General features: G+C 74.5%; 21 protein-coding genes. 10 read left to right on the top strand and 11 right to left on the bottom strand.

Going from position 1 to position 22,771, the window contains the following annotated elements:
• Positions 1-173 precede the first annotated feature (173 nt).
• A complete protein-coding gene (locus ACFF45_RS27120; protein WP_381349184.1) occupies positions 174-1,379 on the top strand; it encodes a cytochrome P450 in 1,206 nt (401 codons plus the stop codon).
• Positions 1,380-1,712: 333 nt separating this feature from the next.
• Positions 1,713-2,192: a hypothetical protein gene (locus tag ACFF45_RS27115; RefSeq protein ID WP_381349182.1), complete on the top strand. Its 480-nt coding sequence runs from the start codon at positions 1,713-1,715 to the stop codon at positions 2,190-2,192.
• A 15-nt stretch (positions 2,193-2,207) separates the two neighbouring features.
• Here the strand turns inward: ACFF45_RS27115 and ACFF45_RS27110 are convergent, their stop codons facing one another.
• The 4 genes from ACFF45_RS27110 to ACFF45_RS27095 form a co-directional block, all read right to left on the bottom strand.
• A complete protein-coding gene (locus tag ACFF45_RS27110) occupies positions 2,208-4,190 on the bottom strand; it encodes an acetoacetate--CoA ligase (RefSeq protein ID WP_381349180.1) in 1,983 nt (660 codons plus the stop codon).
• Complete coding sequence (gene mhpA / locus ACFF45_RS27105) at positions 4,187-5,830, bottom strand: bifunctional 3-(3-hydroxy-phenyl)propionate/3-hydroxycinnamic acid hydroxylase MhpA (RefSeq protein WP_381349178.1); 1,644 nt, start codon at positions 5,828-5,830, stop codon at positions 4,187-4,189. The genes ACFF45_RS27110 and mhpA overlap by 4 nt, the downstream gene beginning before the upstream one ends.
• An 11-nt stretch (positions 5,831-5,841) precedes the next feature.
• On the bottom strand, positions 5,842-6,816 hold the full coding sequence (locus tag ACFF45_RS27100; RefSeq protein ID WP_381349176.1) for a VOC family protein: 975 nt from the start codon (positions 6,814-6,816) through the stop codon (positions 5,842-5,844).
• 108 nt (positions 6,817-6,924) lie between these two features.
• The gene (locus tag ACFF45_RS27095; RefSeq protein WP_381349175.1) at positions 6,925-7,788 is read right to left on the bottom strand and encodes a fumarylacetoacetate hydrolase family protein; all 864 of its coding nucleotides are present in this window, start codon (positions 7,786-7,788) and stop codon (positions 6,925-6,927) included.
• A 115-nt stretch (positions 7,789-7,903) separates the two neighbouring features.
• Between ACFF45_RS27095 and ACFF45_RS27090 the strand changes: the two genes are divergently transcribed.
• Positions 7,904-8,584 (top strand): GntR family transcriptional regulator, encoded by a 681-nt coding sequence (locus tag ACFF45_RS27090; RefSeq protein WP_381349174.1) that lies wholly within the window; start codon positions 7,904-7,906, stop codon positions 8,582-8,584.
• Positions 8,585-8,632: 48 nt separating this feature from the next.
• On the opposite strand, the gene ACFF45_RS27085 is transcribed toward ACFF45_RS27090, so the two are convergent.
• Positions 8,633-9,841 carry an acyl-CoA dehydrogenase family protein gene (locus ACFF45_RS27085; protein WP_381349173.1) on the bottom strand — a complete coding sequence of 403 codons (1,209 nt, stop codon included), beginning with the start codon at positions 9,839-9,841 and terminating at the stop codon, positions 8,633-8,635.
• 313 nt (positions 9,842-10,154) lie between these two features.
• On the opposite strand from ACFF45_RS27085, the gene ACFF45_RS27080 reads away from it, so the two are divergent.
• Positions 10,155-10,721 (top strand): flavin reductase family protein, encoded by a 567-nt coding sequence (locus tag ACFF45_RS27080; protein WP_381349172.1) that lies wholly within the window; start codon positions 10,155-10,157, stop codon positions 10,719-10,721.
• Positions 10,722-10,802: 81 nt separating this feature from the next.
• On the opposite strand, the gene ACFF45_RS27075 is transcribed toward ACFF45_RS27080, so the two are convergent.
• Positions 10,803-11,648 (bottom strand): IclR family transcriptional regulator, encoded by an 846-nt coding sequence (locus ACFF45_RS27075; RefSeq protein ID WP_381349171.1) that lies wholly within the window; start codon positions 11,646-11,648, stop codon positions 10,803-10,805.
• 164 nt (positions 11,649-11,812) lie between these two features.
• On the opposite strand from ACFF45_RS27075, the gene ACFF45_RS27070 reads away from it, so the two are divergent.
• Genes ACFF45_RS27070 through ACFF45_RS27060 form a run of 3 tightly spaced genes read left to right on the top strand, consistent with a single transcriptional unit; the run spans position 11,813 to position 14,872 of the window.
• Positions 11,813-12,772, top strand: coding sequence for an amidohydrolase family protein (locus tag ACFF45_RS27070; RefSeq protein WP_381349170.1), 960 nt, complete (start codon positions 11,813-11,815; stop codon positions 12,770-12,772).
• Between the two features lie 29 nt (positions 12,773-12,801).
• Positions 12,802-14,232 carry an amidohydrolase family protein gene (locus ACFF45_RS27065; protein ID WP_381349168.1) on the top strand — a complete coding sequence of 477 codons (1,431 nt, stop codon included), beginning with the start codon at positions 12,802-12,804 and terminating at the stop codon, positions 14,230-14,232.
• 58 nt (positions 14,233-14,290) lie between these two features.
• Positions 14,291-14,872 carry a nuclear transport factor 2 family protein gene (locus ACFF45_RS27060; protein ID WP_381349166.1) on the top strand — a complete coding sequence of 194 codons (582 nt, stop codon included), beginning with the start codon at positions 14,291-14,293 and terminating at the stop codon, positions 14,870-14,872.
• Between the two features lie 102 nt (positions 14,873-14,974).
• Here the strand turns inward: ACFF45_RS27060 and ACFF45_RS27055 are convergent, their stop codons facing one another.
• Positions 14,975-15,415 carry a MarR family winged helix-turn-helix transcriptional regulator gene (locus ACFF45_RS27055; RefSeq protein WP_381349165.1) on the bottom strand — a complete coding sequence of 147 codons (441 nt, stop codon included), beginning with the start codon at positions 15,413-15,415 and terminating at the stop codon, positions 14,975-14,977.
• A 152-nt stretch (positions 15,416-15,567) separates the two neighbouring features.
• Between ACFF45_RS27055 and ACFF45_RS27050 the strand changes: the two genes are divergently transcribed.
• On the top strand, positions 15,568-16,482 hold the full coding sequence (locus tag ACFF45_RS27050; RefSeq protein ID WP_381349163.1) for an aldo/keto reductase: 915 nt from the start codon (positions 15,568-15,570) through the stop codon (positions 16,480-16,482).
• Positions 16,483-16,793: 311 nt separating this feature from the next.
• On the opposite strand, the gene ACFF45_RS27045 is transcribed toward ACFF45_RS27050, so the two are convergent.
• A complete protein-coding gene (locus tag ACFF45_RS27045; RefSeq protein WP_381349162.1) occupies positions 16,794-17,366 on the bottom strand; it encodes a Dps family protein in 573 nt (190 codons plus the stop codon).
• Positions 17,367-17,623: 257 nt separating this feature from the next.
• Between ACFF45_RS27045 and ACFF45_RS27040 the strand changes: the two genes are divergently transcribed.
• Both ACFF45_RS27040 and ACFF45_RS27035 read left to right on the top strand, forming a co-directional pair.
• A complete protein-coding gene (locus ACFF45_RS27040) occupies positions 17,624-18,328 on the top strand; it encodes a GNAT family N-acetyltransferase (protein ID WP_381349187.1) in 705 nt (234 codons plus the stop codon).
• 276 nt (positions 18,329-18,604) lie between these two features.
• Positions 18,605-19,312, top strand: a complete 708-nt coding sequence (locus ACFF45_RS27035) for an FAD binding domain-containing protein (protein ID WP_381349185.1) — start codon at positions 18,605-18,607, stop codon at positions 19,310-19,312.
• A 32-nt stretch (positions 19,313-19,344) separates the two neighbouring features.
• On the opposite strand, the gene ACFF45_RS27030 is transcribed toward ACFF45_RS27035, so the two are convergent.
• From ACFF45_RS27030 to ACFF45_RS27020, 3 genes are all read right to left on the bottom strand, one after another.
• Positions 19,345-20,577 carry a class I SAM-dependent methyltransferase gene (locus tag ACFF45_RS27030; protein ID WP_381349161.1) on the bottom strand — a complete coding sequence of 411 codons (1,233 nt, stop codon included), beginning with the start codon at positions 20,575-20,577 and terminating at the stop codon, positions 19,345-19,347.
• Entirely contained in the window at positions 20,574-21,248 is a 675-nt protein-coding gene (locus ACFF45_RS27025; RefSeq protein ID WP_381349160.1) for a KR domain-containing protein, read from the bottom strand. Before ACFF45_RS27025 ends, ACFF45_RS27030 begins: the two co-directional genes overlap by 4 nt.
• A 237-nt stretch (positions 21,249-21,485) precedes the next feature.
• Positions 21,486-22,757: an MFS transporter gene (locus ACFF45_RS27020; RefSeq protein WP_381349158.1), complete on the bottom strand. Its 1,272-nt coding sequence runs from the start codon at positions 22,755-22,757 to the stop codon at positions 21,486-21,488.
• Positions 22,758-22,771: the final 14 nt, after the last annotated feature.

Genomic DNA, 22,771 nt, shown 5'->3' with positions numbered 1-22,771 from the left:
CCCGCCACCCGTCCTGCCGCGAGACCGCCGCGCGCCCCACCGCGCCGCCCCCCCCGCCCGACCGCGCCGCCCCCGGCCCGGTCGCACCGACACGCCACCCGCCCCCGCCGCCCGGCGCGCCGGCCGGACCGTGGACGCCACCATCGCCGTACCCATGCCGGAGGAGACTGCCGATGACCGACGACAACGAAGCGATCACCTGCCCTTTCGACTACAGCGAGGCGTTGGAGTTCGACCCCGCGCTCACCGAGCTGATGCGTCACAAGTCCCCCACACGGATCCGGCTCGGCTACGGCGACGCCGACGCCTGGCTGGTCACCGGCTTCGAGGCGGTCAAGCAGGTGACGACCGACCACCGGCTCAGCCGGGCGGGCATCATCGGCCACGACTACCCGCGGATGACTCCGGAGCCCATCGTGTCGCCCGAGTCGGTCAACGTCATGGATCCGCCGCACAGCACCCGGGTGCGCAGCCTGGCCTCGCAGGCGTTCACGCAGAAGCACGTCGAGGTCATGCGGCACCGGATCGCCCGTCTGGCGGACCTCCTGCTGGACGAGATGGAGCAGGCGGGGCCGCCGGCGGACCTGGTCCGCTACCTGTCCAACCCGCTTCCCCAGCACACGATCCTGGACCTCCTCGGCATCGAACGGCAGGAGTGGCCCCGGATCGAGGAGTCCGTGCACCAGCTGCTCGTCGTCGGCGCGGACACCAAGGAGGCCGCCGCCACCGCCAAGGCCGACCTGACGGCCTACTTCGCCAAGCTCGTCGAGCAGCGCCGGCACGCACCGGGCACGGACCTCATCAGCGCGATGGCCGCCGCGCGCGACGGCGCGGAGCAGCTGGACGACAGGGAGCTGGCCGTCATGGCGCTGACCCTGGCGCTCAGCGGCCAGGACACGGCGACCTGCGAGATCAGCAACATCGTCTACCTGCTCCTGACCCGCCCCGAACTCATGGAGCACCTCCGCTCCCGGCCCGAGACGCTGTCCGACGTGCTGCACGAGATGCTCCGTTTCATCCCGTTCCGCAAGGGCGTCGGGATTCCCCGGCTGGCCCTGGAGGACGTGGACCTGGACGGCGTGCGCATCCGGGCCGGCGACTTCGTGCACGTGTCGTACCTGACGGCCAACCGGGACCCGGACCGCTACCGGGACCCGCACGTCATCGACGTCGACCGGCCGAACAGCCCGCACATGACGTTCGGCTGGGGCGGGCACCGGTGCATCGCCATGCCGCTGGCGATGGCGGAACTCGAAGTCGCCATCGGGCGGCTCATCGAGCGCTTCCCCCGGCTGCGGCTCGTGGTGCCGCCCGAGGAGGTCCGGTGGGACACCGACACGATCAGGCGGTTCCCGCTGCGGCTGCCGGTGGCCTGGTAGCGGAACCGGCTGCGGTCGCACGGGGGAGGGGGCCGGTGACGGTGACGCCGTGACCGGCCGCCCCGACGGCCTCGGCGGATCGCCGCGGGTGGGCGGTGCCGTGCCCGGGCGGTGGCCGGTTCGGCGCTCAGCGCCGCTCGTGGAGCCGGTCGGGGCCGGGACCCCGGGCGCGCAGCCGCCCGGGGTCCCGGCCCCTCGCATTCGCCGCGGTGGCCCCGGGACGGGACCGGACGCCCCCAGGGCGAGTGCTGGACCGGGCCTCGTCCCGCCCCGGAGCGGCCGTGCGGGGAATCCCGGTGCGTGCCGGCACGGCCGTGACCTACCGTGCCGGGTATGCGCGTCGTCTTCACCAAAGGCCCGGGTACGAGTTACGGCATCGCCGTGCACCGTGGGAACGGTGCCGCGCTCGACCCGCGGAACGGACCCGGCGGCCACCCGTATCTCCCGCACGACCTGGTGCACTTCCTGGCCGAGGCCGAGGCCGGCATCGAGCTGGGGGTCTACGGGCGGCCGGCCGCCGGTGACCACGGCCTGTTCTGGCCCGCCGACCCCGCGGAGCGGGCCAGGGCCGTCCGCCGCCGCAGGACCGAGCGGGTGCGGCCGTCCCCCCGGGCACGGGCCGACATGGCCCGGTCGGAGGAGCTGGCGGGCATCGCCGTGCCCGTGCGGGAGGTGCGGCGCGGTCACCTGGCGGAGCTGCCGGCGTACGTGACCGTGCGGGAGATCCCCGAGGTGGTCGACCGGATCGTGTCCCGGTTCGACGACCACGCCGACCGCTGGCACCGGCTGCCGGTCGGAGGTGCGCTGGCCTGACGTGGTGACGCCGGATCAGCCCGCGTTCACCGCCGGCGCGAACCGGGTGAAGTACTCCAGCGCCGCGATGTCGTCGACGGCCTCGCGGCCGGCGACCTGGTCGACGGTGGCGCCCTGCAACAGGCGCTTGACGGGGACCTCCAGCTTCTTGCCGGTGCGGGTGTGGGGCACGGCGGGCACCTCGATGACCGTGTCCGGGACGTGGCGTGGCGAGGCCTGGGTGCGGATCGCCGCGGTGACGGTGTCGCGCAGCTCGTCGGTGAGTTCGTGACCGGGTTCCAGGACCACGAACAGGGGCATCCAGTAACCCCCGTCCGGGAGTTCGGCGCCGATGACGAGGCTCTCGCGGATGCCGGGCAGTTCGTCCACGACGGCGTAGATGTCGGCGCTGCCCAGCCGTACGCCGTGCCGGTTGAGGGTGGAGTCGGAGCGGCCGGAGACGATGACGCTGCCGTGTGCGGTGCGGGTCATCCAGTCGCCGTGCCGCCACACGCCCGGGTAGGCGCCGAAGTAGGCCTGGTGGTAGCGGCTGCCGTCGGAGTCGTTCCAGAAGTACAGGGGCATCGACGGCATGGGCCGGGTGACCACCAGCTCGCCGACCTCGTCGGTCACGGGCCGGCCGGCGGAGTCGAACGCCTGGAGCGCCACGCCCAGCATCGGCGCGGAGATCTCCCCGGGCCACACGGGTGTGGTGGGGGCGCTGCCGGCGAAGCCGCTGACGATGTCGGTGCCGCCGCTGGTGGAGGCGACCTGGACGCGCGGGCCGACGTGGTCACGCACCCAGTGGTACGACGCCGCGGGCAGCGGTGCCCCGGTGGAGCCGAGGACGCGCAGCTCGGACAGGTCCAGGTCGCGTCCGGGTTCGAGGCCGGCCTTGGCGGAGCCCTGGAGGTAGCCGGGGCTGACGCCGAGGAGGCGGGTGCGGTGCTCGGCGGCCAGCTCCCACAGGCGGCCCGGTCCGGGGTGGGCGGGGCTGCCGTCGTAGAGCACGGGGGTGGCGCCGACCAGCAGGCCGGAGACCACCATGTTCCACATCATCCAGTTGGTGGTGGTGTACCACAGGAAGCGGTCGCCGGGACCGAGGTCCAGGTGCAGGCCGAGGAGTTTGTGGTGGTCGAGCAGGACGCCGCCGTGGCCGTGGACGATGCCCTTGGGGGTGCCGGTGGTGCCGGAGGAGAACAGCACCCACAGCGGCGCGTCGAAGGGCACGTGCGCGAAGTCGCAGTCGGCGGGGTCGGCGACGGCGTCCGCCCAGCGCACGGTCGTCCCGTCCGTGGCGGCGGGCAGCCCCAGGTTCGGGATCTGGACGGTGACCCGGACCGACGGCAGCGCGGCGCGCAGCGCGGCGGTCTCCGCGCGGCGGTCGTGCTGCCGGCCGTTCCACCGGTAGCCGTCGGCGGCGAAGAGGACGACGGGCTCCAGCTGCCCGAAGCGGTTCGCGGCGCCGTCGGCACCATAGTCCTGGCCGCAGGCCGACCACACGGCGCCGATGCTCGCCGAGGCCAGGAACGCGACCACGGCGTGCACGGTGTTGGGCAGGTAGCCGACCACGCGGTCACCGGCCACGACGCCCTGCCCGCGCAGCCAGGCGGCCAGCGCGCCGACCTGGTCGCGCAGTTCGGCCCAGGTGGTGTGCGAGGTGGTGCCGTCCTCGCCGACCGAGATCACCGCGGTCCCGGTCGGCTCGCCCGTGCGCAGCGCGTGCTCGGCGTAGTTCAGCCGGGCACCGGGGAACCAGCGCGTGGTCGGCATCGGGGCGTCGTCGAGAACGCACTCCCACCGCCCGCTGGTGCGCAGGTCGAAGAACTCGCCGACGGCGGTCCAGAAGCCGGACAGGTCCTGGACCGACCACGCCCACAGGGAGTGGTAGTCGTCGTGGGTCATGCCGGTGCGCCGGGCGACGAACTCGGCGAACCGGGCGATGCGCGAGCCGGCCGCCTCGGCGGGGTCGGGCAGCCAGATCGGCTCGGTGGCCGTGGGGGTCTGTGAGGTGCTCATGCCTCACCTCCGGTCCTGATGGTCGGCGCGAGCGTCGGGACGGCGGCGCGTCCCGGGGCCTGCGGGGATGCCAGCTGGTCGGCGAGGTCGTCGACGAGTCCGGCGAAGTCGTGCGGTGTCATGGCGGTGCCGAAGAGGTAGTGGTCGGGACGGATCACCACTCCCACCAGGCCTGCCTCGGTGAAGTGGGGCACGTAGTAGCCGTCCACGTCGACGGCCGCCAGCTCCTCGTCCAGGCCGTCCTCCGGCGCGGTCAGATGGAGCAGGCGTGCTCCGATCCGGTCCAGGAACGCCAGCTGGGGCGCGGACAGCAGGGCGCGCGGGTCGGTGGTGGAGGCCACGACGAAGCCGCGGCCGACCACGTCGGCGAGCAGCCCGGTACGCCCCCGGTAGCGGACGCGTGCCTGCCGGCTCAGCCGCCCCGCGGACCCGGGGCGGCCCCGGGCGAGCAGGCCGTCGGTCAGCAGGGGCGGGGGCAGGGGCGGCAGGGCACGTTCCGGGTCGGCACCGTGGCCGGTCATGAACGCGTCCCGCTCGGCCGCCTTCCCGGCGTCCGTCACGCAGATGACCTTGCCCAGCTCCACCGACATGCCGATGGCGTGCTGGACGTGGGCGGCCCGCTCGGTGCCGTAGGTGTCCAGGACGGCCGGATCGGCGGCGCCGCGCAGCACCAGGTCGAGCTTGAAGCTGAGGTTGGCGGCGTCCCGGATGCCGGAGCACATGCCCTGGCCCGCGAACGGCGGCATCAGGTGCGCCGCGTCCCCGGCCAGCAGCAGCCGCCCGGAGCGCCAGACGTCGGCCCACTGGGCCTGGAAGGTGTAGACGGCGTGCCGCTCCATGTCGCACGTGTCCGGGGTCATCCCGAAGGGGGCGAGCAGCCGCCAGGCCGTGGCCTCGGTGTCGAGCTCCGCCACCGTCTCGCCCGGCATGCGCATGAACTCCCAGCGCCGGCGGCCGGGCCCGCCGGAGACCACGGTGGTGGGCCGGGCGGGATCGCAGATCTGCAGGTTGACCGGGTCCCAGGTACGCGTGGCGTCGTGCGGGCGGACGTCGACGATCAGCCAGTCGTAGAAGAACCCGAGGTCCGTCATGCGCGTGGGCATGTGGCGGCGTACGAAGCTGTGGGCGCCGTCGGCCCCCACCACCCAGCCGGCGGTCAGCTCGTGCCGTCGGCCGGTGGTGTCCTCGGCGGTGACGGTCACGTCGTCCCCGCTGTCCACCAGGGCGACGGCCTCGTGGCCGCGCAGCACCGTCACGCCCGGCGACGCCTCGACCGCCTCGGCCAGCGCCCGCTCCAGGTCGGGCTGGTACGTCATGGAGGCGCGCGGCCAGCCCGACGGTCCCGGCCCCGACCAGTTGAAGCGCAGCAGGGTGGCCCCGTCCGCGTTGCGCCACTCGTAGGTGTCGGCGGGCTCGGACAGCGCGCCCAGCCGGTCGCCCAGTCCGGCGTCGGCGAGCAGCCGGGCGACCTCGTCGTCGAAGTGCACGGCGCGCGGCAGCGGATAGGGTTCGGGCCACCGTTCCAGGACGGTCACCCGCCACCCGTCGCGGGCCAGGAACAGGGCCGTGACGAGGCCGACCGGACCGGCCCCGACCACCAGGACGTCGCTGCGTCCGGCGCCGCCGTTGTGCTGGTGCATGGCGGGCGTCCTCACTGTGCCGGGGTGTGGGCGCCGGTCATCAGGGCGGCCAGGTCCTCGGGGGCGAGGAACGACGGGGGAGGGGGCGGGCCCCAGGAGTAGAGGGCCTTGGGGCCCTCGTCGAAGACGCCGGGCTTCCACAGGGCGTCGTCGACGATGCAGTCCAGGTCGGAGTAGTACTCGGAGAAGTTGCCGGCCGGGTCCTTCAGGTACCAGAAGAAGTTCGAGCCGATGTGGTGGCGGCCCAGGCCCCAGGTGTGCCGGTCGGGGTCCGCCTCCAGCATGGCGGTGGCGCCGCGGCCGATCTCGTCGATGTCGTCCACCTGCCAGGAGGTGTGGTGCAGGAAGGCGACGGGCGCCTGCTGGACGAGGACGTTGTGGTGGTCGGTGGAGCAGCGCATGAAGGCGGCCAGCCCCTTGACGGTGTCGCTGACCTTGAAGCCGATGCCCTCCCGGAAGAAGCGCTGGGAGGTCTCCTGGTCGGTGGAGCCGAGGACCACGTGGCCGAGCTTGCGCGGCCGGACCGGCTCCTCGCGCGAGATGCCGGGGGCGCGCTCGTGCGGTCGGAGGGTGCTGCCCGGGGCGTTGTACAGGGCGGCCGGGGCGGGGGTCTGCCGGATGCGGGGGGCGATCTCGACCCGCACCAGGACCTCGGTGCCCGGGTCCACGGCCGTCACCGCCTCGGCCGTGCGGTGCACCGGCACGTCCAGCCGGGTGAGGGAGGCGGCGACCCGGTCCAGGTCGTCGGGGTCGTCGCAGCCCACGCCGAGCTCGACCAGCCGGCGGCGCGGGGAGTGCACGATCCGCAGCTGCTCGCCGCCGTCGACGGTCGACAGCACCGGGGACGTTCCCGGCGCCGTCGTGGCGCCGGTCGTGCCGCCGGGCGAGTCGGCGCCGGGGGTGAGGCCGAAGTCGGCGTAGTAGGCGGCCGTCTGCTCGACGTTCGGCACGCCCATCACGATCTGGGTGAGGCGGTGCAGTGACATGGTTGCGGCTCTTTCGGTTCGGCTGGGCGAGTCTGCGGGGCGGGAGGCCGGCTCCCGCCGGGTGCGGGCGGTGCTGGGACGGCCTCGTGCGCGGGGCCGGCGGGTGGGTCAGGCGGCGGCCATCGGGTTGCGCAGGGTGCCGATGCCCTCGATCCAGGTGACGAGTACGTCGCCGGGGGCGAGGAACTTTTGGGGGCTGCGCGCGCCGCCCACGCCGGCCGGAGTGCCGGTGAAGATCAGGTCACCGGGCAGCAGGGGGCACACGGCGGACAGGCGGGTGATGAGTTCCGGGACGTCGAAGACCATCTCGCGGGTGCGGCTCTTCTGCAGGACCTCGCCGCCCTCCAGCCGGCAGCCCAGCTCCAGGTCGTCCGGGTCGGCGAACTCGTCGGTGCTGACGAGTTCCGGGCCGATCGGGGCGAAGCCCGGGTAGGACTTGCCGAGCGAGAACTGCGGCGCCGGACCGGTCAGCTGGAGCCGCCGCTCGGACAGGTCCTGGCCCACGGTCAGCCCGGCCACGTGGGACCAGGCGGTCGCGCGGGTCGCGCGGTGGCAGTGCCGGCCGATGACGACGACGAGCTCCGTCTCCCAGTCGACCAGGCCCTCGGGGAGGGTGACGGTCTGCTCGTGGCCGGTCAGGGAGGTGACGAACTTGGTGAAGACGGCGGGTTCGGCCGGGACGTCCAGCTTCGACTCCGCGATGTGGTCGCGGTAGTTGAGGCCGACCGCGAAGATCTGGGCGGGCCGGGGGACGGGCGGCCCCCACACCGTGCCGGCGTCCGTGGCGACCGTCGGGGCGGTCGTCGCCGCGGCGGACCCCAGGAACTCCTGGGCCCAGGCGGAGAACGCCTCCCAGTCGGCCAGCGCGGCCTGCGGGTCGGGGCCGAACCGGCCCCCGCTCGCCTCGGCGGCGTCCAGGTAGCCCTGCGGGCCCTTGATGACCAGTCGTCCGTCGATGTGTGCCAGGCGCATGAGGTTCTCCCTGCCGTGCGGATGTCTGCCGCGCAGTCTTCAGAAGTAATCTCGATGAATCAAGAGATTAACGATATTTTTTGCCGTTGTCGTTCTGGTGCTACGGTGTGCGGTCATGGCAGGTGACAAGGCAACAAGAGGCGGCGTCGTCTACGCCCTGATCCGGGAGGACATCTTCCAAGGGGTGCTCAAGCCCGGGCAGCGGCTGCGCCTGGTGGAGCTGGCCCAGCGCTTCTCGGTCAGCCAGTCGGTGGTCCGCGAGGCCCTCACCCGCCTCTCGGAGCAGGGCCTCGTCCGCGCCGCTCCCCAGCAGGGCTTCCGGGTGGTCACGATCTCCCTGGACGACCTCAACGAACTCACCGAGGCCCGGATCGAGATCGAGACCCTCGTGCTGCGCCGGTCGATAGAGCGCGGCGACCTCAAGTGGGAGGCGGACGTGGTCGCTGCCCACCACCACCTGGCCGGAACCACCGGCGTACTGCCGGACGGCACCCTGAACAACGCCTGGTTCCCCGTCCACGAGCACTTCCACCAGACCCTGCTCCAGGCGTGCGACAACGCCCGGCTGCTGGCCGCGGCCGTCAGCCTGCGGGACGCGGCGACCCTGTACCGCCGCTGGTCGCGGCCCGTGGGCGGCGACACCGGCCGCGATGTCGCCGCCGAACACCAGGCACTGGTCGACGCCGTGCTGCGCCGGGACTCGGACGGGGCGGTCGCACTGCTCACCCGGCACATCGACCGCACCTCCCAGTCCCTGCGCACGGTGATCGAGACCGACCCCGCCGCGGTGGCGTAGCCCGCCGGCGGCCCCGAGGGGAATCCCCGGGGGCCGCCGGCCGGGGGCTCAGATCAGCGGGGTGACCTGCTCCTCGATGCCCAGCAGCGCCCGCCCGTACAGCTCCCCGGCGATGGCCGGGTTGATCACCGCGTGCCGGCTGCCCGTCTCCTGGTCGCGCCAGATCCGCTGCAGCGGGTTGGCCTCGGCGAAGCTGCCCGCGCCCTGGACGCTCAGCAGCAGGTCGAGGGCCTCGCGCGAGCGACGGGCGACGTAGCCGGTGTCCATCCGCACCCGGGCCCGCGTCTCGAACGGCATCTGCTCGCCGCGCGCCGCCCAGGTGTCGATGTCCTCGGCGGCCCGCATCAGGTGCAGCCGCGCGGTGTCGATCAGCTGGGCCGCCTCGGCCATCTGGATCTGCGTCGACGGGGACTCGCTGGCGCGCTCGTAGAAGGTGTACGAGATGCCCTTGCCCTTGGCCAGGGAGGCGGTGACCACGTCCATCCCCGCCTGGGCCAGACCCACCTGCGGGCCCGCCAGCACCAGCGCCAGCACCGGGATCAGCGCCGACCGGTACAGCACCTCGTCCTTGTGCTCGGTCGGCAGGATGCCCTGCATGCCCTGGGTCACCGACAGGATGCGGTGGGCGGGGACGAAGACCTCGTCGGCGACGAGCGTGTTGCTGCCCGTGCCCCGCATGCCGGCCACGTACCAGGTGTCCTCGAGCGTCAGGTCGGACATCGGGATGAGCGCGGAACCCTGGTCGATCTGCTGCCCGTCGGCGTCCACGACGGGGATGCCCAGGACCGCCCACTGGGAGTGCAGGCTGCCCGACGCGAAGCCCCAGCGGCCGGTGACGACCAGTCCGCCCTCGACGGCCCGGCTGGTGGCGCTGGGGGCGAGCACTCCGCACACCCGGGCGTCGGGGTTCTCCCCCCAGACCTCCTGCTGGGCCTGCTCGGGGTAGAGAGCGGCCATCCAGTTGCAGATGTTGACCAGCGTCGTCACCCAGGCGGTGGACCCGCAGCCGCGCGCCAGCTCGGAGGTGACCTCCAGGAACGTCCGGAAGTCCGTCTCGTGGCCGCCGAAGCGCTGCGGCACGGTCAGGCGGAACAGTCCGGCCTCGGTCAGGGCCGCGATGTTCTCCTCGGCCACCCTGCGGTCCGCCTCGGTGCGGGCGGCGTTCTCCCGCAGCAGGGGCACCAGTGCCGCCGCGCTCTCCTTCAGGGCCGAGGCGGACGCGGCGGTCGTCTGCGGGGCGGCTGCGGTCGTGGTCATGGAGGTCCTCCGGCATTGTGCGACTCTTGTGGCGCACCTCACGCGGCGAGGTGGCGCTACGGGGATTTCACGCCGGGTTCGCCCCGGTGTCGTGTGTCCAGGGCCGCAGAGCCCGTTCAGCCGTTTGGTCCGCCGGACCAGTTCGGCGCTCCGTTGGGCCGTGAGCCCAAGGGGACCCGCCCGGCTTGGCCGTCCGGCCCAATGCCATGCGGCGGTAACCGTGGATTCATGTGGGCGAAATCCGCGCCGCCGACGCCGCCGAGAGCGACCGCAGGCGGCGCACGGTCCGGCTCCCGCTTCCCTGGAGGTCGCTGTGCCCGCAGCCGCCGTTGCCCCGACAGACCTGCCCGCCACCTCGGCCGACCCCGCGGTCTTCCGCCGGGTTCTCGGCCATGTGCCGACTTCGGTGTGCGTGGTCACCGCCACGACACCGCAGGGTCCGGTGGGCGTCACGGTGGGCAGCTTCACCTCCGTCTCCCTCGACCCGCCGCTGGTGGTCTTCTACTGCGGCCTGAACTCCGCCAGCGCGGCGGCGATCGTCGATGCGGGGCACTTCTGCGTGAACGTGCTGGCCGAGGACCAGCAGCAGGTGTGCGCGGCCTTCGCCGGCCGCGGCGTGGACCGCTTCGCCACCGGCGACTGGGAGATGACGGAGGACGCCGCACCGCGTCTCGGCGCGGCGGCGGCGTGGATCGAGTGCGACGTCGAGGACAGCTTCCCGGCCGGTGACCACGTGGCGGTGGTGGGCCGGGTGCGGCGGCTGGCCGCGGCCGCCGGGCACCGCAAGCCCCTGATCTTCCACCGCGGCCAGCTGGTCCGCCTGGACCGCGCCTGCGGCACGCACGCGCCCACCCGCTCCTTCGACTGGTGGGACATCTGAGCCGACTGCCGGGACGTCCGAGCCCGGCCCGGCGGCTCCGGCACGCCTGACGGACCGCGTCTCACCGCACGTCCGGTGCCCTCACCACTCCCCGCCGGCGCCGCCCGGCGGCAGGGCGCGGCCGGTGTCCTGGGCGAGCTGCCGGGAGATCGCCCGGGCCGTCGCCCGTACGGCCGGTCCGAAGCCCGCACCCGGCGAACCGACGCCGGGCGCCACGACCGACAGCGCCGCCACCACCTCGTCGCCGTCCCGCACCGGGGCGGCCACCGTGCTCATCCGCCAGGGGCTTTTCTGGTGGCCGACGGCGTGGTCGCCGCGCCGTACCTCGGCGAGGACGCGGCGCAGGTCGGCGGGGGTGCGGACGTCGTCGTCGCCCTGCCCGGGCGCGAAGGTGCCGAGGGCGTGCTCCTGGACGGCCGCCGGGGCGAAGGCGAGCAGCACCAGGCCCACCCCGGTGGACGTCAGCGGCAGCCGGCCGCCCACGCGGTAGCGCACGGGACTGGCGTCGCGCGCCGACAGCCGTTCGACGAGCAGGGCCTCCGTCTGGTCCCGCACCGCGAGCAGGACGTGCTCGCGGGTGACATGGAAGAGGTCCTCCATGTACGGCATGGCCACCGACCGCAGTCCGTGACCCCGCGGAGCCAGGGAGGCGGTCTCCAGCAGCCGCAGCCCGACCACGTAGCGGCCGTCGTCGAGCCGCTCCAGCGCGCCCGCCTGCACCAGCGACCGGGCCAGCCGCAGGGCGCTGCTGCGGGGGATGCCGCTGCGCTGGGCGAGCTCGGCGAGGGTCTGCGCACGGTGGTCCCCGTCGAAGGCGGCGAGCAGGGCGAACGCGCGGTCGATCACCGGCTGACCCTCGGCCGGCCGGCCGCCGCGTCTGCGCCGGGCACCACCGTCGGCCGGTGCCGCGTCACCCCGCTGTGTCATCCCGCCGTTCCTCTCCTCGTTCCTTCCGGCGTCTCGCTCATCGCTTCCTTCCGCGCTCCGTCCCGTTCCTTCCAGCGTTTCATTCATTGAAATCGCTCATGCCAACAGTCGGTCCCTCCTCCTACGGTCGCACGAGCAGGGACCGCACAACCAGGGAGACCCGCATGACACACACCGGACTCGTCGACGTCCACGCCCACTTCGTCACCGACAGCTACGTCGCGGCGGCACGGTCCGCCGGCATCGCGCACCCCGACGGCATGCCCGGCTGGCCGACCTGGAGCGTCGAGGAGCACCTCGACCTGATGGAGCGCTCCGGCATCGAGAAGTCCTACCTGTCGGTGTCCTCCCCGGGCGTGCACTTCGGGGACGACGGCGCGGCCCGCGACCTCGCGCGCGAGGTCAACGAGTTCGGCGCGAAGGTCCGGGCCGAGAACTCGCGGCGGTTCGGCCACTTCGCCGCGCTGCCGCTGCCCGACGTGGCCGGCTCGCTCGCCGAGGCCGCCCACGCGCTCGACGTGCTCGGCGCGGACGGCGTGGTCGTGGAGACCAACCACCACGGCCTCTACCTCGGCGATCCCGAGCTCGAGCCGCTGTGGGCGGAGCTCGACCGGCGCGGTGCCGTCGTCTTCGTCCACCCCACCTCGCCGCCCCACGCCGACGACCTCGCCCTGGGCCGGCCGCGGCCGATGCTGGAGTTCCTCTTCGACTCCGCCCGTACCGCGAGCGACCTGCTGTTCCGCGGCGTCCTGGCCCGGTACCCGGGCATCCGCTGGATCCTGACCCACGGCGGCGGGGCACTGCCGCTGCTCGCCGACCGCATGGAACTCTTCCGCGCCCACCTGGGCGGCGGAGCGCCGGACGGGCCGGACACGATCGAACAGCTCGGCCGCCTCTGGTACGACATGGCCGGAACGCCTTTCCCGCGCCAGATCCGGGCCCTGGACGCGGCCTTCGGCACCGAGCGCCTGCTGTACGGCAGCGACTACTGCTGGACGCCCGCCGGCTTGGTGCTCGCCCAGGTCGAGACCGTCGACTCGGCGGTGCAGCCGTCCGCCACCGAGACCTGGCGCGACCTGACCACCCGCAACGCCCGCCGCCTGTTCGCCGCGGACGCGCGGTGACCTTGGGACGCCCGGAGGAACCGAAGCAGATGCCCACCCGCCCCGCCGCCCTCCTGCTGCGCTCGGCGACCGTCGTGGACACCCGGGACGGCTCGCGCCGGCCCGGGACCGACGTGCTGGTCCAGGACGGCGTCATCACCGCCGTCGGCCCCGCGCTCGCCGCACCCGACGGCACGGTGCCGGTCGACGCCCGGGGCCGCTACGTCGTCCCCGGCTTCAACGACATGCACGCCCATCCGCTGGGCCGCGGCGGTGACGTGGCCGCCACCCTGGAACTGATGCTCGCGCACGGCATCACCGGCTACCGCCAGATGTCCGGGGACTTCGACCTGCTGCACGCCCGCGCCCGCGGCGAACTGCGGTTTCCCGACGCGTCACCGGCCCTGCTGGCCATGCCCGGCCCGCTGCTGACGATGCTGAACACCGCCACCCCCGAACAGGCCGTCGCCACGGTGCGCGAGCAGGTCGCGGCGGGCGCGGACTTCGTGAAGTCCGCCGCGATGAGCAAGGAGCGGTTCTTCGACGCCCAGGCCGAGGCGCTGCGGCTCGGGGTGCCGATCGTCGGCCACCTGCCCGGCGGCATCGACGTGCTGCGGGCGTCCCGGCTCGGCATCCGGTCGATCGAGCACTTCGGCTCCGGTCTCGGCGTCCTGGCCTGCTGCTCCACCGAGGAGCACGACATCCAGCGGGCCGCCGGCGAGCGGCAGCGGCTCAGCCTGCCGAAGATCAAGATGCCGTTCATGGACAAGGCCGTGAACGCCCTCATGCGGCGGGTGGTGCTCAACCCCGTCAACCTCAACAAGGCCGAGGACGTCGCCATCGTGGACCGCGCCGTACGCACGTACGACGAGGACCGCACCCGCGAACTCGCCGCGCACTTCGTCGCGGACGGGACCTGGCACGTGCCGACCCTGATCCGGCAGAAGACCAGCAAACTCTGCGACGACCCGTCGTTCGCCGCCGACCCCGACCTGCGCTACATGAGTCCGGCCACCCTGAGGACCTGGCACGGCGTGGTCGGCAGGTTCCGCAAGAGGTTCACGCCCGAGCAGCGCGCCACCCTGGCCGCCTCCCACCGCGCCGAGTACGACATGGCGCGGATCTTCGACGAGGCCGGTGTCAGGATGCTCGTGGGCACCGACTCCTCCGGAGCCGTGTGGGTGGTTCCCGGTGCGGCGCTGCACGACGAGATCGACCTGCTCGCCGAGGCCGGTGTCCCGCCGCTGCGCCTGCTGCAGATGCTCACGCTGTTCGCCGCCGAGTTCCTGGGGACCACGGACTCGATGGGCACCGTCGAGGCGGGCCGGAACGCCGATCTGGTGCTGCTCGACGCCGATCCGGTCGCCGACGCGGCCAACCTGCACCGGGTCGTCGGCGTGGTCCGCGCCGGCACGCACTACTCCGAGCAGGACCTCACGGCGACGAAGGACCGGCTCGCGGCGGCACGTACCGTCGACTGACCCCGGCCCGCCACGGATCCGGCCCCGAGAATTCCCGAAAGACGAGGAGAACACGTCCATGTCCGACATCGACGCCGTCACCCAGACCGTGCTGCTGGAACGCCAGGGGCGCGACCGCGGCTGGTGGGACCAGATGCGGGCCTGCTACTGGCCCGACTCCACGGTGACCCTCAGCTGGTACCGGGGCGACGGGCCGGGTTTCGTGAGCGCCTCCGAGGCCATGGCCGGCCGGGGCGACGCCAGCCGCCACCGGCTGTCCCCGCCCACCGTCCAGATCGCGGGCGACCGGGCCTTCGCCGAGGTGCCCGCGGGCATCGAGGTGCGGACCGAGGTCGACGGCGTCACCGCCGACCTCGTCTCCTACACCCGCATCGTCTACCGCCTGGAACGGCGCGAGGGCCACTGGCGCATCCTCACGCTGGACTGCGTCTACGAGCGCGACACGCTCACCCCCGCCGTCCCCGGCCGGCAGCTCACGGTGCCCCCGCAGGACCTCGCCGCCTACCGCGCCCCGTACGCGGTCCTCGCCTGGCACCTGGCCCGGCGCGGTTACGAGGTGTCGGCCGACCTGCTCGGCGACGACCAGCCCGAGCGCACGGCGGCCTTCTACGCCGAGACGCTGCGCTGGCTGCGCGGCTGACCGCTCCTGTGCGGAGGGCGGCTCACCACGACGGGCCGTCCGCTGCCCTCACCGGGTCCGCTGCCCTCACCGGGTCCGCTGCCCTCACCGGGTCCGCTCCCCTCACCGGGTCCGCTCGTCGAGCGGCACCGCGCCGAGCCGGTGGTCGATCGAGGTCAGGATCCGGGCGAGCGCGGCCCGGTCCTCCGCGGGCAGGTCCGCGAACATCCCGCCGATCACCTCCGCGCGGGCGGCCTTCGCCTGCTCGTCGGCCAGGCGCCCGGCCGGGGTGAGGCAGACCAGACGCGCCCGGCGGTCCGCCGGGTCGTCCCGCCGCTCCACCAGGCCGTCCCGCTGCAGGCCGTCGACCAGCTCCGTGATCGTCCGCGGGGTCACCGCGAAGGCCGCGGCCAGCGTGCCCTGCCGCACCGGCCCCTCGGTCAGTGCTCCGAGCACCCGCTTGCGGGGCACGGACAGCCCGTACACCTTCAGACGCTCGTCCAGCGCCCTGCGCATCTTCGTCACGCAGGACAGCATCTGCTCGGCCAGCTGGAGCTCGTCCACGCACCCCTCCTTATGTGAGCCCCACACAGTGGGGGCCTACACTAATTCCGGTTTCTCTCCGGGCCACGGTAGGCGACAGCTCGAGCGATCGAGCAATGGTTCGAGGCCGCGGCATCGGGGAGCCGGATCGTCACTCACGACAGGAGCACAGCGTGTCCGAGCAGAACGCATCGCCCCAGGCACCCGGCGGCACCACCACGCTGGCGGGACGCCCGGTGGCCCGGATCGGGTTCGGCGCCATGCAGCTGTCCGGCCCGGGACGCCCGACCCCGCCGCCCCGCGAGCGGTCCCTCGCCGTGCTGCGCCGCGCGATCGAGGCGGGCGTCAACCACATCGACACGGCGCAGTACTACGGGGTCGGGCTGGCCAACGAGCTGATCCGCACCGCCCTGCACCCCTACCCGGACGACCTCGTGCTGGTGAGCAAGGTCGGCGCCGACCGCCTCGACAGCGGGCTCAGGCCCGCCCAGCGGCCCGAGGAACTGCGCGCCGGAGTGGAGGCCAACCTCGCCGCACTCGGCGTGGAGCGGCTGGACGTGGTCAACCTGCGGCTGATGGAGGCGCAGCAGGACGGGAGCCCGCTGCCCGAGGAGCAGCGGGTGGACCTGGACAGCCAGCTCGCCGAGATGGCCGCGCTGCGCGACGAGGGCAAGATCGGCGGTGTCGGCGTCAGCAACGTCACCCTGGAGCAGCTGCGCCAGGCACTGCCGGTGGGGCTGGCCTGCGTCCAGAACCCGTACAGCCTGCTGGACCGCTCCGGCGAGCCGCTGCTGGAGCTGTGCCGGGAGCACGGGATCGCCTGGGTGCCGTACTTCCCGCTCGGCTCGGCCTTCCCCGGCTTCGCCAAGGTCACCGACCACCCCGAGGTCGTGGCGGCGGCCGCGTCGCTGGGCGCCACACCGGCGCAGGTCGGCCTGGCCTGGCTGCTGGACCGCTACGAGCACGCGCTCCTGATCCCCGGCACCTCCAGCCCGGACCACCTCGACGAGAACATCGCCACCGCCCAGGTCCGGCTGAGCCCGGAACTGACACGGTCCCTGGACGCGCTCGCGGCCCCCGGGCGGTGAGCGTCCCGCGCGCCGGCTACGGTCCGGTACACCGGCAACCGGAACGTCTCTGCCCTGAAGTGTCACCGCGTCCGGCTCACGCATCACCGGCGTCCAGCTTCGCCGGTCCGGCGACACCTCCGTCAGGAACCCGGGACGGCCGGGGCGTCCGGCCGGCGGCGGTCCGGCCGGAGACGCACGGCTGAGCCCGCCCCGCGGGCGGCTTCGCCCGGGAGCGCGGTCGCCCGGTGCCCGCGCCAGGCACCGGGCGACCGCTGCGGCGTCCCGAGCGGGTCGCGGGCCGCGGGCCGCGCCGTCCGCCGACCCCGGTGTCAGCCGAGTTCGGCGCCCTTGGCGGCCGCCTCCTGCTCGGTGTGCGTGCCACCGGTGGCGAGGGTGCCGCCCGCGCTCTCCAGGTGGGCCCGCACGAACCACTGGAACTGCTCCAGGTCGCGCAGGTGCTCGATCAGCAGATCCTCGGTGGCCGGGTCGATCTCGCCCGCCTCCTTGACCGCGGCCCGAACGCCCTCGATCACCCCCGTGTAGACGAGGTCGAGCGCGGCGAGGTGGGCGATGGCGTCGGCGCGGCCGATGGAGTAGTCGTCCCAGCTGCGCTCGTTCACCAGCGCTCCGGGCGTGCCCTGGGCCACTCCGCCGAGCGCGGCGATGCGCTCCGCCGCGTCGTCGGCCATCTCCCGCACCCGGTCGACCTGGGGGTCGATCATCTCGTGCACGGCGACGAAGTGCGGTCCGACCACGTTCCAGTGCACGTGCTTCAAGGTCAGGTGGAGATCGTTCAGGGCGTGCAGACGCATCCGCAGCAGACCGATCAGCCGGCCGGCGGCCTCCCGCTCGATGCCGGGGACGGTGTACTTCGGGGTCAGGTCGTTGTTGGCCTTCGTCATGGCTCACCTCGCGTCACTCGATACGGCGTGCGGTTCCCGCCTGAGCACTCATGCCCTGGTCCGACGGTGTCAGACATGTCCGTTCGCCGCCCGCTCTGATCGGCGGTACGGGTGGGCGCCGCCCGCGGACACGCACGGCGTGGCCGGGCCCGCCGCGCGGCCCTCCGAGGCGCTTGTCTATGATCGCGCCCTTGCCCGGACGGGGGCTGCCCCGCGCGACCGGACACGACCGGACACGACAGGAGGGGTACGACACGATGGTGACCCGCGACGATCCCGCACTGGACGACCCGGTGGGTTGGTCGCTGCGCGGCCACCACGCACGCTTCGCCCGCCGGCTGGGCGGTGCCGCCACCTACCTGCCGGGGGTCGCGACGTTCTGCGCGGTGACCGCCGACCCGGACGGGGCGGCCTGGACCGACCTGGCGCGGCTGCTCGGGCCGGGCGCGCTCGCCGACATGTTCGGCTGCCCGGCCACTCCGCCGGCGGACTGGGAGCCGGTGTTCGACCTGGCCGGCCGCCAGATGGTCTGGTCCGGCGGCGGCCGGCCCGGCCGTCCGCCCGCCGGGGACGACGCCGGTGTGGTCGAACTGGGCGCGGACAGCGTTCCGGAGATGCTCGCTCTCGTCGCGCGCACCGGGCCGGGGCCGTTCTGGCCGCGCACCCGCGAACTGGGCACCTATCTCGGCGTCCGCGACCACGGCACGCTGGTGGCGATGGCGGGCGAACGGCTGCGGCCGCCGGGCTGGACCGAGATCAGCGCCGTCTGCACCGCCCCCGAGGCGCGTGGCCGGGGCCACGCCGCCCGCCTGGTCGGGGCGCTCGTGACCCGGATCGTGGCCCGTGGCGAACGCCCCTTCCTGCATGTGTCCGAGGCGAACACCGGCGCCGTCGCACTGTACGAGCGGCTCGGCTTCACGTCCCGCAGGCCCGTGACCTTCCGGGGTTTCCGCACGCCGTGACGGCCGGTGGCCGGCCGTCACGCGCCGCCGCGGCGCTCAGGCCTGCGCCACCCTGCCGGCCGCGGCCGCGGCGGAACCATGCCGCCCGGCCGCCCTCCACGAGGTCGCGCCGCCCGTGGGCGGCAGCCCGGCGTCCGAGCCCGGCGATCCCGGTGGGGCGTGCTCGTGTGAGCCCTGTGTGCGCCCCCCGCCGAAGGGATTGTCTTACCGGGGGCGGGTGGCTTGAATGCATCTGCCGCTTCCGTTCGCTGTGTGAGGAAGGCAGGGTGGTACCTGGTGTGGTTGCGTCTGCCCACGACCGTGTCCGAAGCCGGTGAGTGCCTGGCCGAAGGGGCCGTGCTGATCGGCGGCGCGACGCTCCAGTGGGCCGCATGGCAGCGGGACGGCTTCCCCGAACAGGCCGTGTCACTGCGCGAGCTCCCCGAGGCCAACGTCCTGGAGCCCACCCGGGTGGGCGGCGCGGTGGTGCTGCACCGGCTGGACGACCGGGTCCCCGACGTCCTGCGCCAGGCAGCCGCCCAGGTGGGCACCGGGGCCGTACGGCGCAGCGCCACCGTCGGCGGCAACATCGTTGGCAGCTCGCTGCGCTGTCTGCTGCCCGCGGCGCTCGTCCTGGACGCGAAGGCGACGGTGCTGGAGTCCGGCGGCGTCCGGGAGGCGGACCTGTCCGAGGTGGTCGCCAAGCGTGCCGTCCTGCTCGGCCTGCACTGGCGTGAGCCGGTCGCCGGCGCCTTCCGCAAGGCGCCCGGCGCGGCGGGCGGGGAACCGCCGCTGGTGACCGCCTCGGCGGTGCACGCCGACGCCGACGGCAGCCGCCTGCTGCGCGTCGCCGTCCGCGACGGCTACGACGTGCTCACCGGCAGCGCCGCCTGCACCGGCGGCACGGACGAGACCCTGCGCGCGCTCCGGGCGACGGCCCTCGCCGACCTGCCGCCCGCCGCCTGGGACACGGTCCGCGCGCAGGCCGCCGCGCTGCTGGACTGACCGGCCGGCCGCGTGGTTCCCCGCCCCTTGCCTCATCGGCGGACGGCCACGGTGTGGGCCGCCCCGATCCAGTCGCGTTCGCATCCCACGGCGCCCAGGGCCAGGAACAGGCGCCAGGTGCGGGCGCGTTCCACGCCGACGTCGGTCACCGCCCGGTCCCAGCCGGCCTCCAGGCCGGCCAGCCAGGCGCGGAAGGTGCGGGCGAAGTGACCCCGCAGGTCGTGCACCTCCTCCACGTCCAGCCCGGCGGCCTCCAGGTACCGGACGTTGTCGCTGAGCAGCCGGAGGTCGAGCCCGGGCAGGACGTAGCGCAGGATCAGGGCGTCGCGCCGCCAGGGCCGGCCCTCGGGGGTGACGTACACGTCCTGGGCCAGGACCCGCCCGCCGGGGACGAGCAGGCGGTGCAGGCTCCTGCCGTACGCGGCGAGTTCCCCGCGGCCGAGGTGCTGCGTCACCTCCACACCGGCGATCGCGTCGTAGGGTCCGTCGGTCACGTCCCGGTAGCCGCACAGCCGCACTTCGGTCCGGTCGGCCAGGCCCTCGCGGGCGAGGCGGGCGGTCGCGTAGGCGGCCTGTTCACGCGCCGGGGTCACGCCGACCGCGCGGACTCCGTAGTGCTGCGCGGCGTGGGAGAGCAGGGCGCCCCAGCCGCACCCGACGTCCAGCAGGCGCATCCCCGGCCGCAGCCGCAGCCGGCGGCAGACGAGGTCGAGCTTGGCCCGCTGGGCCACGTCGAGCGGGTCCGTCCCTCCCGCGGACCCGGTCCAGTAGGCACAGGAGTAGGCCATCGTCGGCCCGAGGATCACCTCGTAGAGGCCGTTGCCGGCGTCGTAGTGGTGGCGTACGGCGTCCGTCCCGCGCAGACGGCGGCGCAGCTCGCTGCGCGGGCGGGGCGGGGGCGGGCCCCCGGCGCCCGCGCGCACGGCCAGGCTCACCAGCTCCGCGGCTCCGGCGGCGGCCCGCGGAAGACGGCGGGCCAGGGCCCGCGGCGTCGCGGCGAGCCCCAGGGGGAAGGCGCTGTGCAGCAGTTCCGTCAGGTCTCCGTCGACGGTCACCTCCCCGGCGACGAACGCCCGGGCGGCCGCCAGGCGCCCGGGGCGGTACAGCAGCCGACGCCAGGCCCGTGCGGAGGGCACCACCACCGCCGGGGTACGCGGCCCGGCCGAGCTGCCGTCCCACAGGCGCAGGCCGAACTCCGGCCGGACCCCCGTGGTGCGTTCCAGGGCGGTCATCGTCCGTGCCGCCAGACCGTGGCCGTCCGTCATGACGACACCGCCGTTCCGGCAGCGCCGGGCCGGGCGGGCCCCGACCCCGCCCGGCGGTCCGTCCGGGGGTGCGGCGTGCCCTGCACCTCGGGCGCGAGGACGGCCCGGATCCGGGTCTGGGCGAGGTCGGCCGGCGTGGCGTCGTCCAGGTGGACGGCGGCGTGCACGACTCCGCGCACCGGGTGCCCGGCGGCGTCCGCCGCGTCGGACACGGCGCGCAGGGCGAGCCGCTCGCCGGCGGCCTCGCCGACCGTCAACCGGAACGGCCCGCCCGCACCACCGGTCAGCGGCACGCGCCCACCGGCCCCGGCGGGCGACATCGTGCCCACGGCCCCGGCGGGCGACATCGTGCCCACGGCCACGGCGCCCGCCTCCACCTCCGGGTCGGAGGCCGTGCCGCGCCGGATGGCGATCGTCAACGCCATGGGTCCGAGCACCGGCACGGACAGGGCGGACCTGGCGCGGGCGCGGTCGAGTGCCGCAGGTCCGGCTTCGGTGAGCGGCGCGGGCTCGATTGCCGCGTCCTCCGCGGCGCCCGGCCGGACCATCCCGACCGCCGGCTCGGCCCGGTCCCCACTGATCGCGAGGGGCGGCCCGCCCGCGAAGGCGACCGCGGTCGCCCCCGAGCCACCGCGCACCACCAACGCCACCGCGGCCGGCGCGGTCGGCACCGACGCGGCCACGTAGCGCCACGGACGGCTGCGCCGTTCTGAGGGGGCAGCCGTGTGCCGTGCCCCGGGCAAGGTCGTGTCTGTCATCTCGCCGTGACGAACGCGTGGGGCTGCCGTCCGGCAGCGGGACGGGCCCGACGCCACCTGAACGGGGGACCCGTCGGCGTTGCGGTCGGCACCGGCGGGCCCTGGCCCCGGGCAGCGCCTCCGGCACGGTGCTGCGGCCGTCGCCGCCTGTCAGACGCGATCCGGTGCCGGCTCCGCCTCCGGCCCGGCCGGACGGGTTGCCGCGCGGCGGGGCAGCAGCAGCGGAGTGGCCAGCAGGAGCACGCCGGCCAGGGCGATGGCCGTGCGCGGGCCGAGCAGGCCGCCCAGTACGCCCCAGAGGGCCGTCAGCAGCGCGGTGCAGGCCTTGGCCGTCACCTGCCAGGCGGACAGGGTGCGGGCGACGCGGTGGGTCGCGGTGCGCTGGAGGCGGCAGGTGGCGTGGACGGGGTTGAAGACACCGCAGCAGAGGACGAGGCCGAGCTCCACGCCGATCACCAGCAGCAGCCCCCCGGTGCCCGGGCCCAGGAAGGCCAGGCCGACCGGCCAGATGGCGCGCGCCGCCCCGGCCGCGACCAGGACCCGGTGCTGACCGAACCGGGTGACGAGCGGCCGGGCCAGCCAGGAACCGAGCAGCCCGCCGACCGAGGGCGCGGCGAACGCGAGACCGTACTGCCACGGGGCGAACCCCAGTTCGCCGAGCATGAGCACGGCCAGCAGCGGCTGGGTGGCCATCACCAGGCCGTTGAACAGGGCGGTGTTGAGGAGCAGCGGGCGCAGCGTCGCGTCGGAGAGGATGTACCGCCAGCCGTCGGCCAGGTCCCCGGCCCGCAGGCGTGCGGGCCGGGGACCTGGCCGTGGCTCGCCCCCGCCCATCGCGCCGATGCCCAGGGCGGAGAGCAGGTGGCTGACCGCGTCGGCCACCACCGTCGCCACCGGGCCGAGCAGCCCGATCGCCGCGCCGCCCAGCGGCGGTCCGGCGATCGTGGTCGCCCAGGAGGTGGACTCCAACCGGGCGTTGGCGACCAGCAGGTCCTCGGGCGGCAGCAGCGTCTTGAGATACGCGCCGGAGGCGGCGCGGAAGGTGATGTCGGCCGCCGCCAGCACGACCGAGACCAGCAGGAGCTGGAGGAAGGTGAGCACGCCGAGCGCGTACGCGGCGGGCACCGTCAGCAGCGCCGCGCACCGCACCAGGTCCGTCCCGATCAGCACCGGCCGCTTGCGGCGGAACTCCACCCACGGGCCGAGCGGCACCGCCACCGCCGCGCCCACCGCGGCCCCCACGGAGGCCAGCAGGGCGACCTCGGCCGGTCCGGCGTGCAGCACCCGGACGGCGATCAGCGGGAACGCGCCGAAGGCGAGCCAGGTGCCGAGCGCGCTGGTCCCGTACGCCCCCCAGAGCCACCCGAACCGCCGCCCCGGCCGGCCTCCGGGCGGCTGTCCCAGCCGGTGCCCGCTTCTCATGCCGCCGCCCCTCG

This window comes from Streptomyces cinereospinus (assembly GCF_042430725.1).
Taxonomy (GTDB): domain Bacteria; phylum Actinomycetota; class Actinomycetes; order Streptomycetales; family Streptomycetaceae; genus Streptomyces; species Streptomyces cinereospinus.
This window is presented reverse-complemented; position numbering and strand designations above follow the sequence as displayed.

What these genes read in the sequence shown, in the direction of transcription:
- ACFF45_RS27020 (WP_381349158.1), bottom strand. Translation starts at nt 22,757, where the DNA reads ATGAGAAGCGGGCACCGGCTGGGACAGCCGCCCGGAGGCCGGCCGGGG.
- ACFF45_RS27045 (WP_381349162.1), bottom strand. Translation starts at nt 17,366, where the DNA reads ATGACGAAGGCCAACAACGACCTGACCCCGAAGTACACCGTCCCCGGC.
- ACFF45_RS27110 (WP_381349180.1), bottom strand. Translation starts at nt 4,190, where the DNA reads ATGAGCACCTCACAGACCCCCACGGCCACCGAGCCGATCTGGCTGCCC.
- ACFF45_RS27085 (WP_381349173.1), bottom strand. Translation starts at nt 9,841, where the DNA reads ATGACCACGACCGCAGCCGCCCCGCAGACGACCGCCGCGTCCGCCTCG.
- mhpA (WP_381349178.1), bottom strand. Translation starts at nt 5,830, where the DNA reads ATGCACCAGCACAACGGCGGCGCCGGACGCAGCGACGTCCTGGTGGTC.
- ACFF45_RS27070 (WP_381349170.1), top strand. Translation starts at nt 11,813, where the DNA reads ATGACACACACCGGACTCGTCGACGTCCACGCCCACTTCGTCACCGAC.
- ACFF45_RS27060 (WP_381349166.1), top strand. Translation starts at nt 14,291, where the DNA reads ATGTCCGACATCGACGCCGTCACCCAGACCGTGCTGCTGGAACGCCAG.
- ACFF45_RS27090 (WP_381349174.1), top strand. Translation starts at nt 7,904, where the DNA reads ATGGCAGGTGACAAGGCAACAAGAGGCGGCGTCGTCTACGCCCTGATC.
- ACFF45_RS27095 (WP_381349175.1), bottom strand. Translation starts at nt 7,788, where the DNA reads ATGCGCCTGGCACACATCGACGGACGACTGGTCATCAAGGGCCCGCAG.
- ACFF45_RS27040 (WP_381349187.1), top strand. Translation starts at nt 17,624, where the DNA reads ATGGTGACCCGCGACGATCCCGCACTGGACGACCCGGTGGGTTGGTCG.
- ACFF45_RS27065 (WP_381349168.1), top strand. Translation starts at nt 12,802, where the DNA reads ATGCCCACCCGCCCCGCCGCCCTCCTGCTGCGCTCGGCGACCGTCGTG.
- ACFF45_RS27100 (WP_381349176.1), bottom strand. Translation starts at nt 6,816, where the DNA reads ATGTCACTGCACCGCCTCACCCAGATCGTGATGGGCGTGCCGAACGTC.
- ACFF45_RS27120 (WP_381349184.1), top strand. Translation starts at nt 174, where the DNA reads ATGACCGACGACAACGAAGCGATCACCTGCCCTTTCGACTACAGCGAG.
- ACFF45_RS27030 (WP_381349161.1), bottom strand. Translation starts at nt 20,577, where the DNA reads ATGACGGACGGCCACGGTCTGGCGGCACGGACGATGACCGCCCTGGAA.
- ACFF45_RS27075 (WP_381349171.1), bottom strand. Translation starts at nt 11,648, where the DNA reads ATGACACAGCGGGGTGACGCGGCACCGGCCGACGGTGGTGCCCGGCGC.
- ACFF45_RS27115 (WP_381349182.1), top strand. Translation starts at nt 1,713, where the DNA reads ATGCGCGTCGTCTTCACCAAAGGCCCGGGTACGAGTTACGGCATCGCC.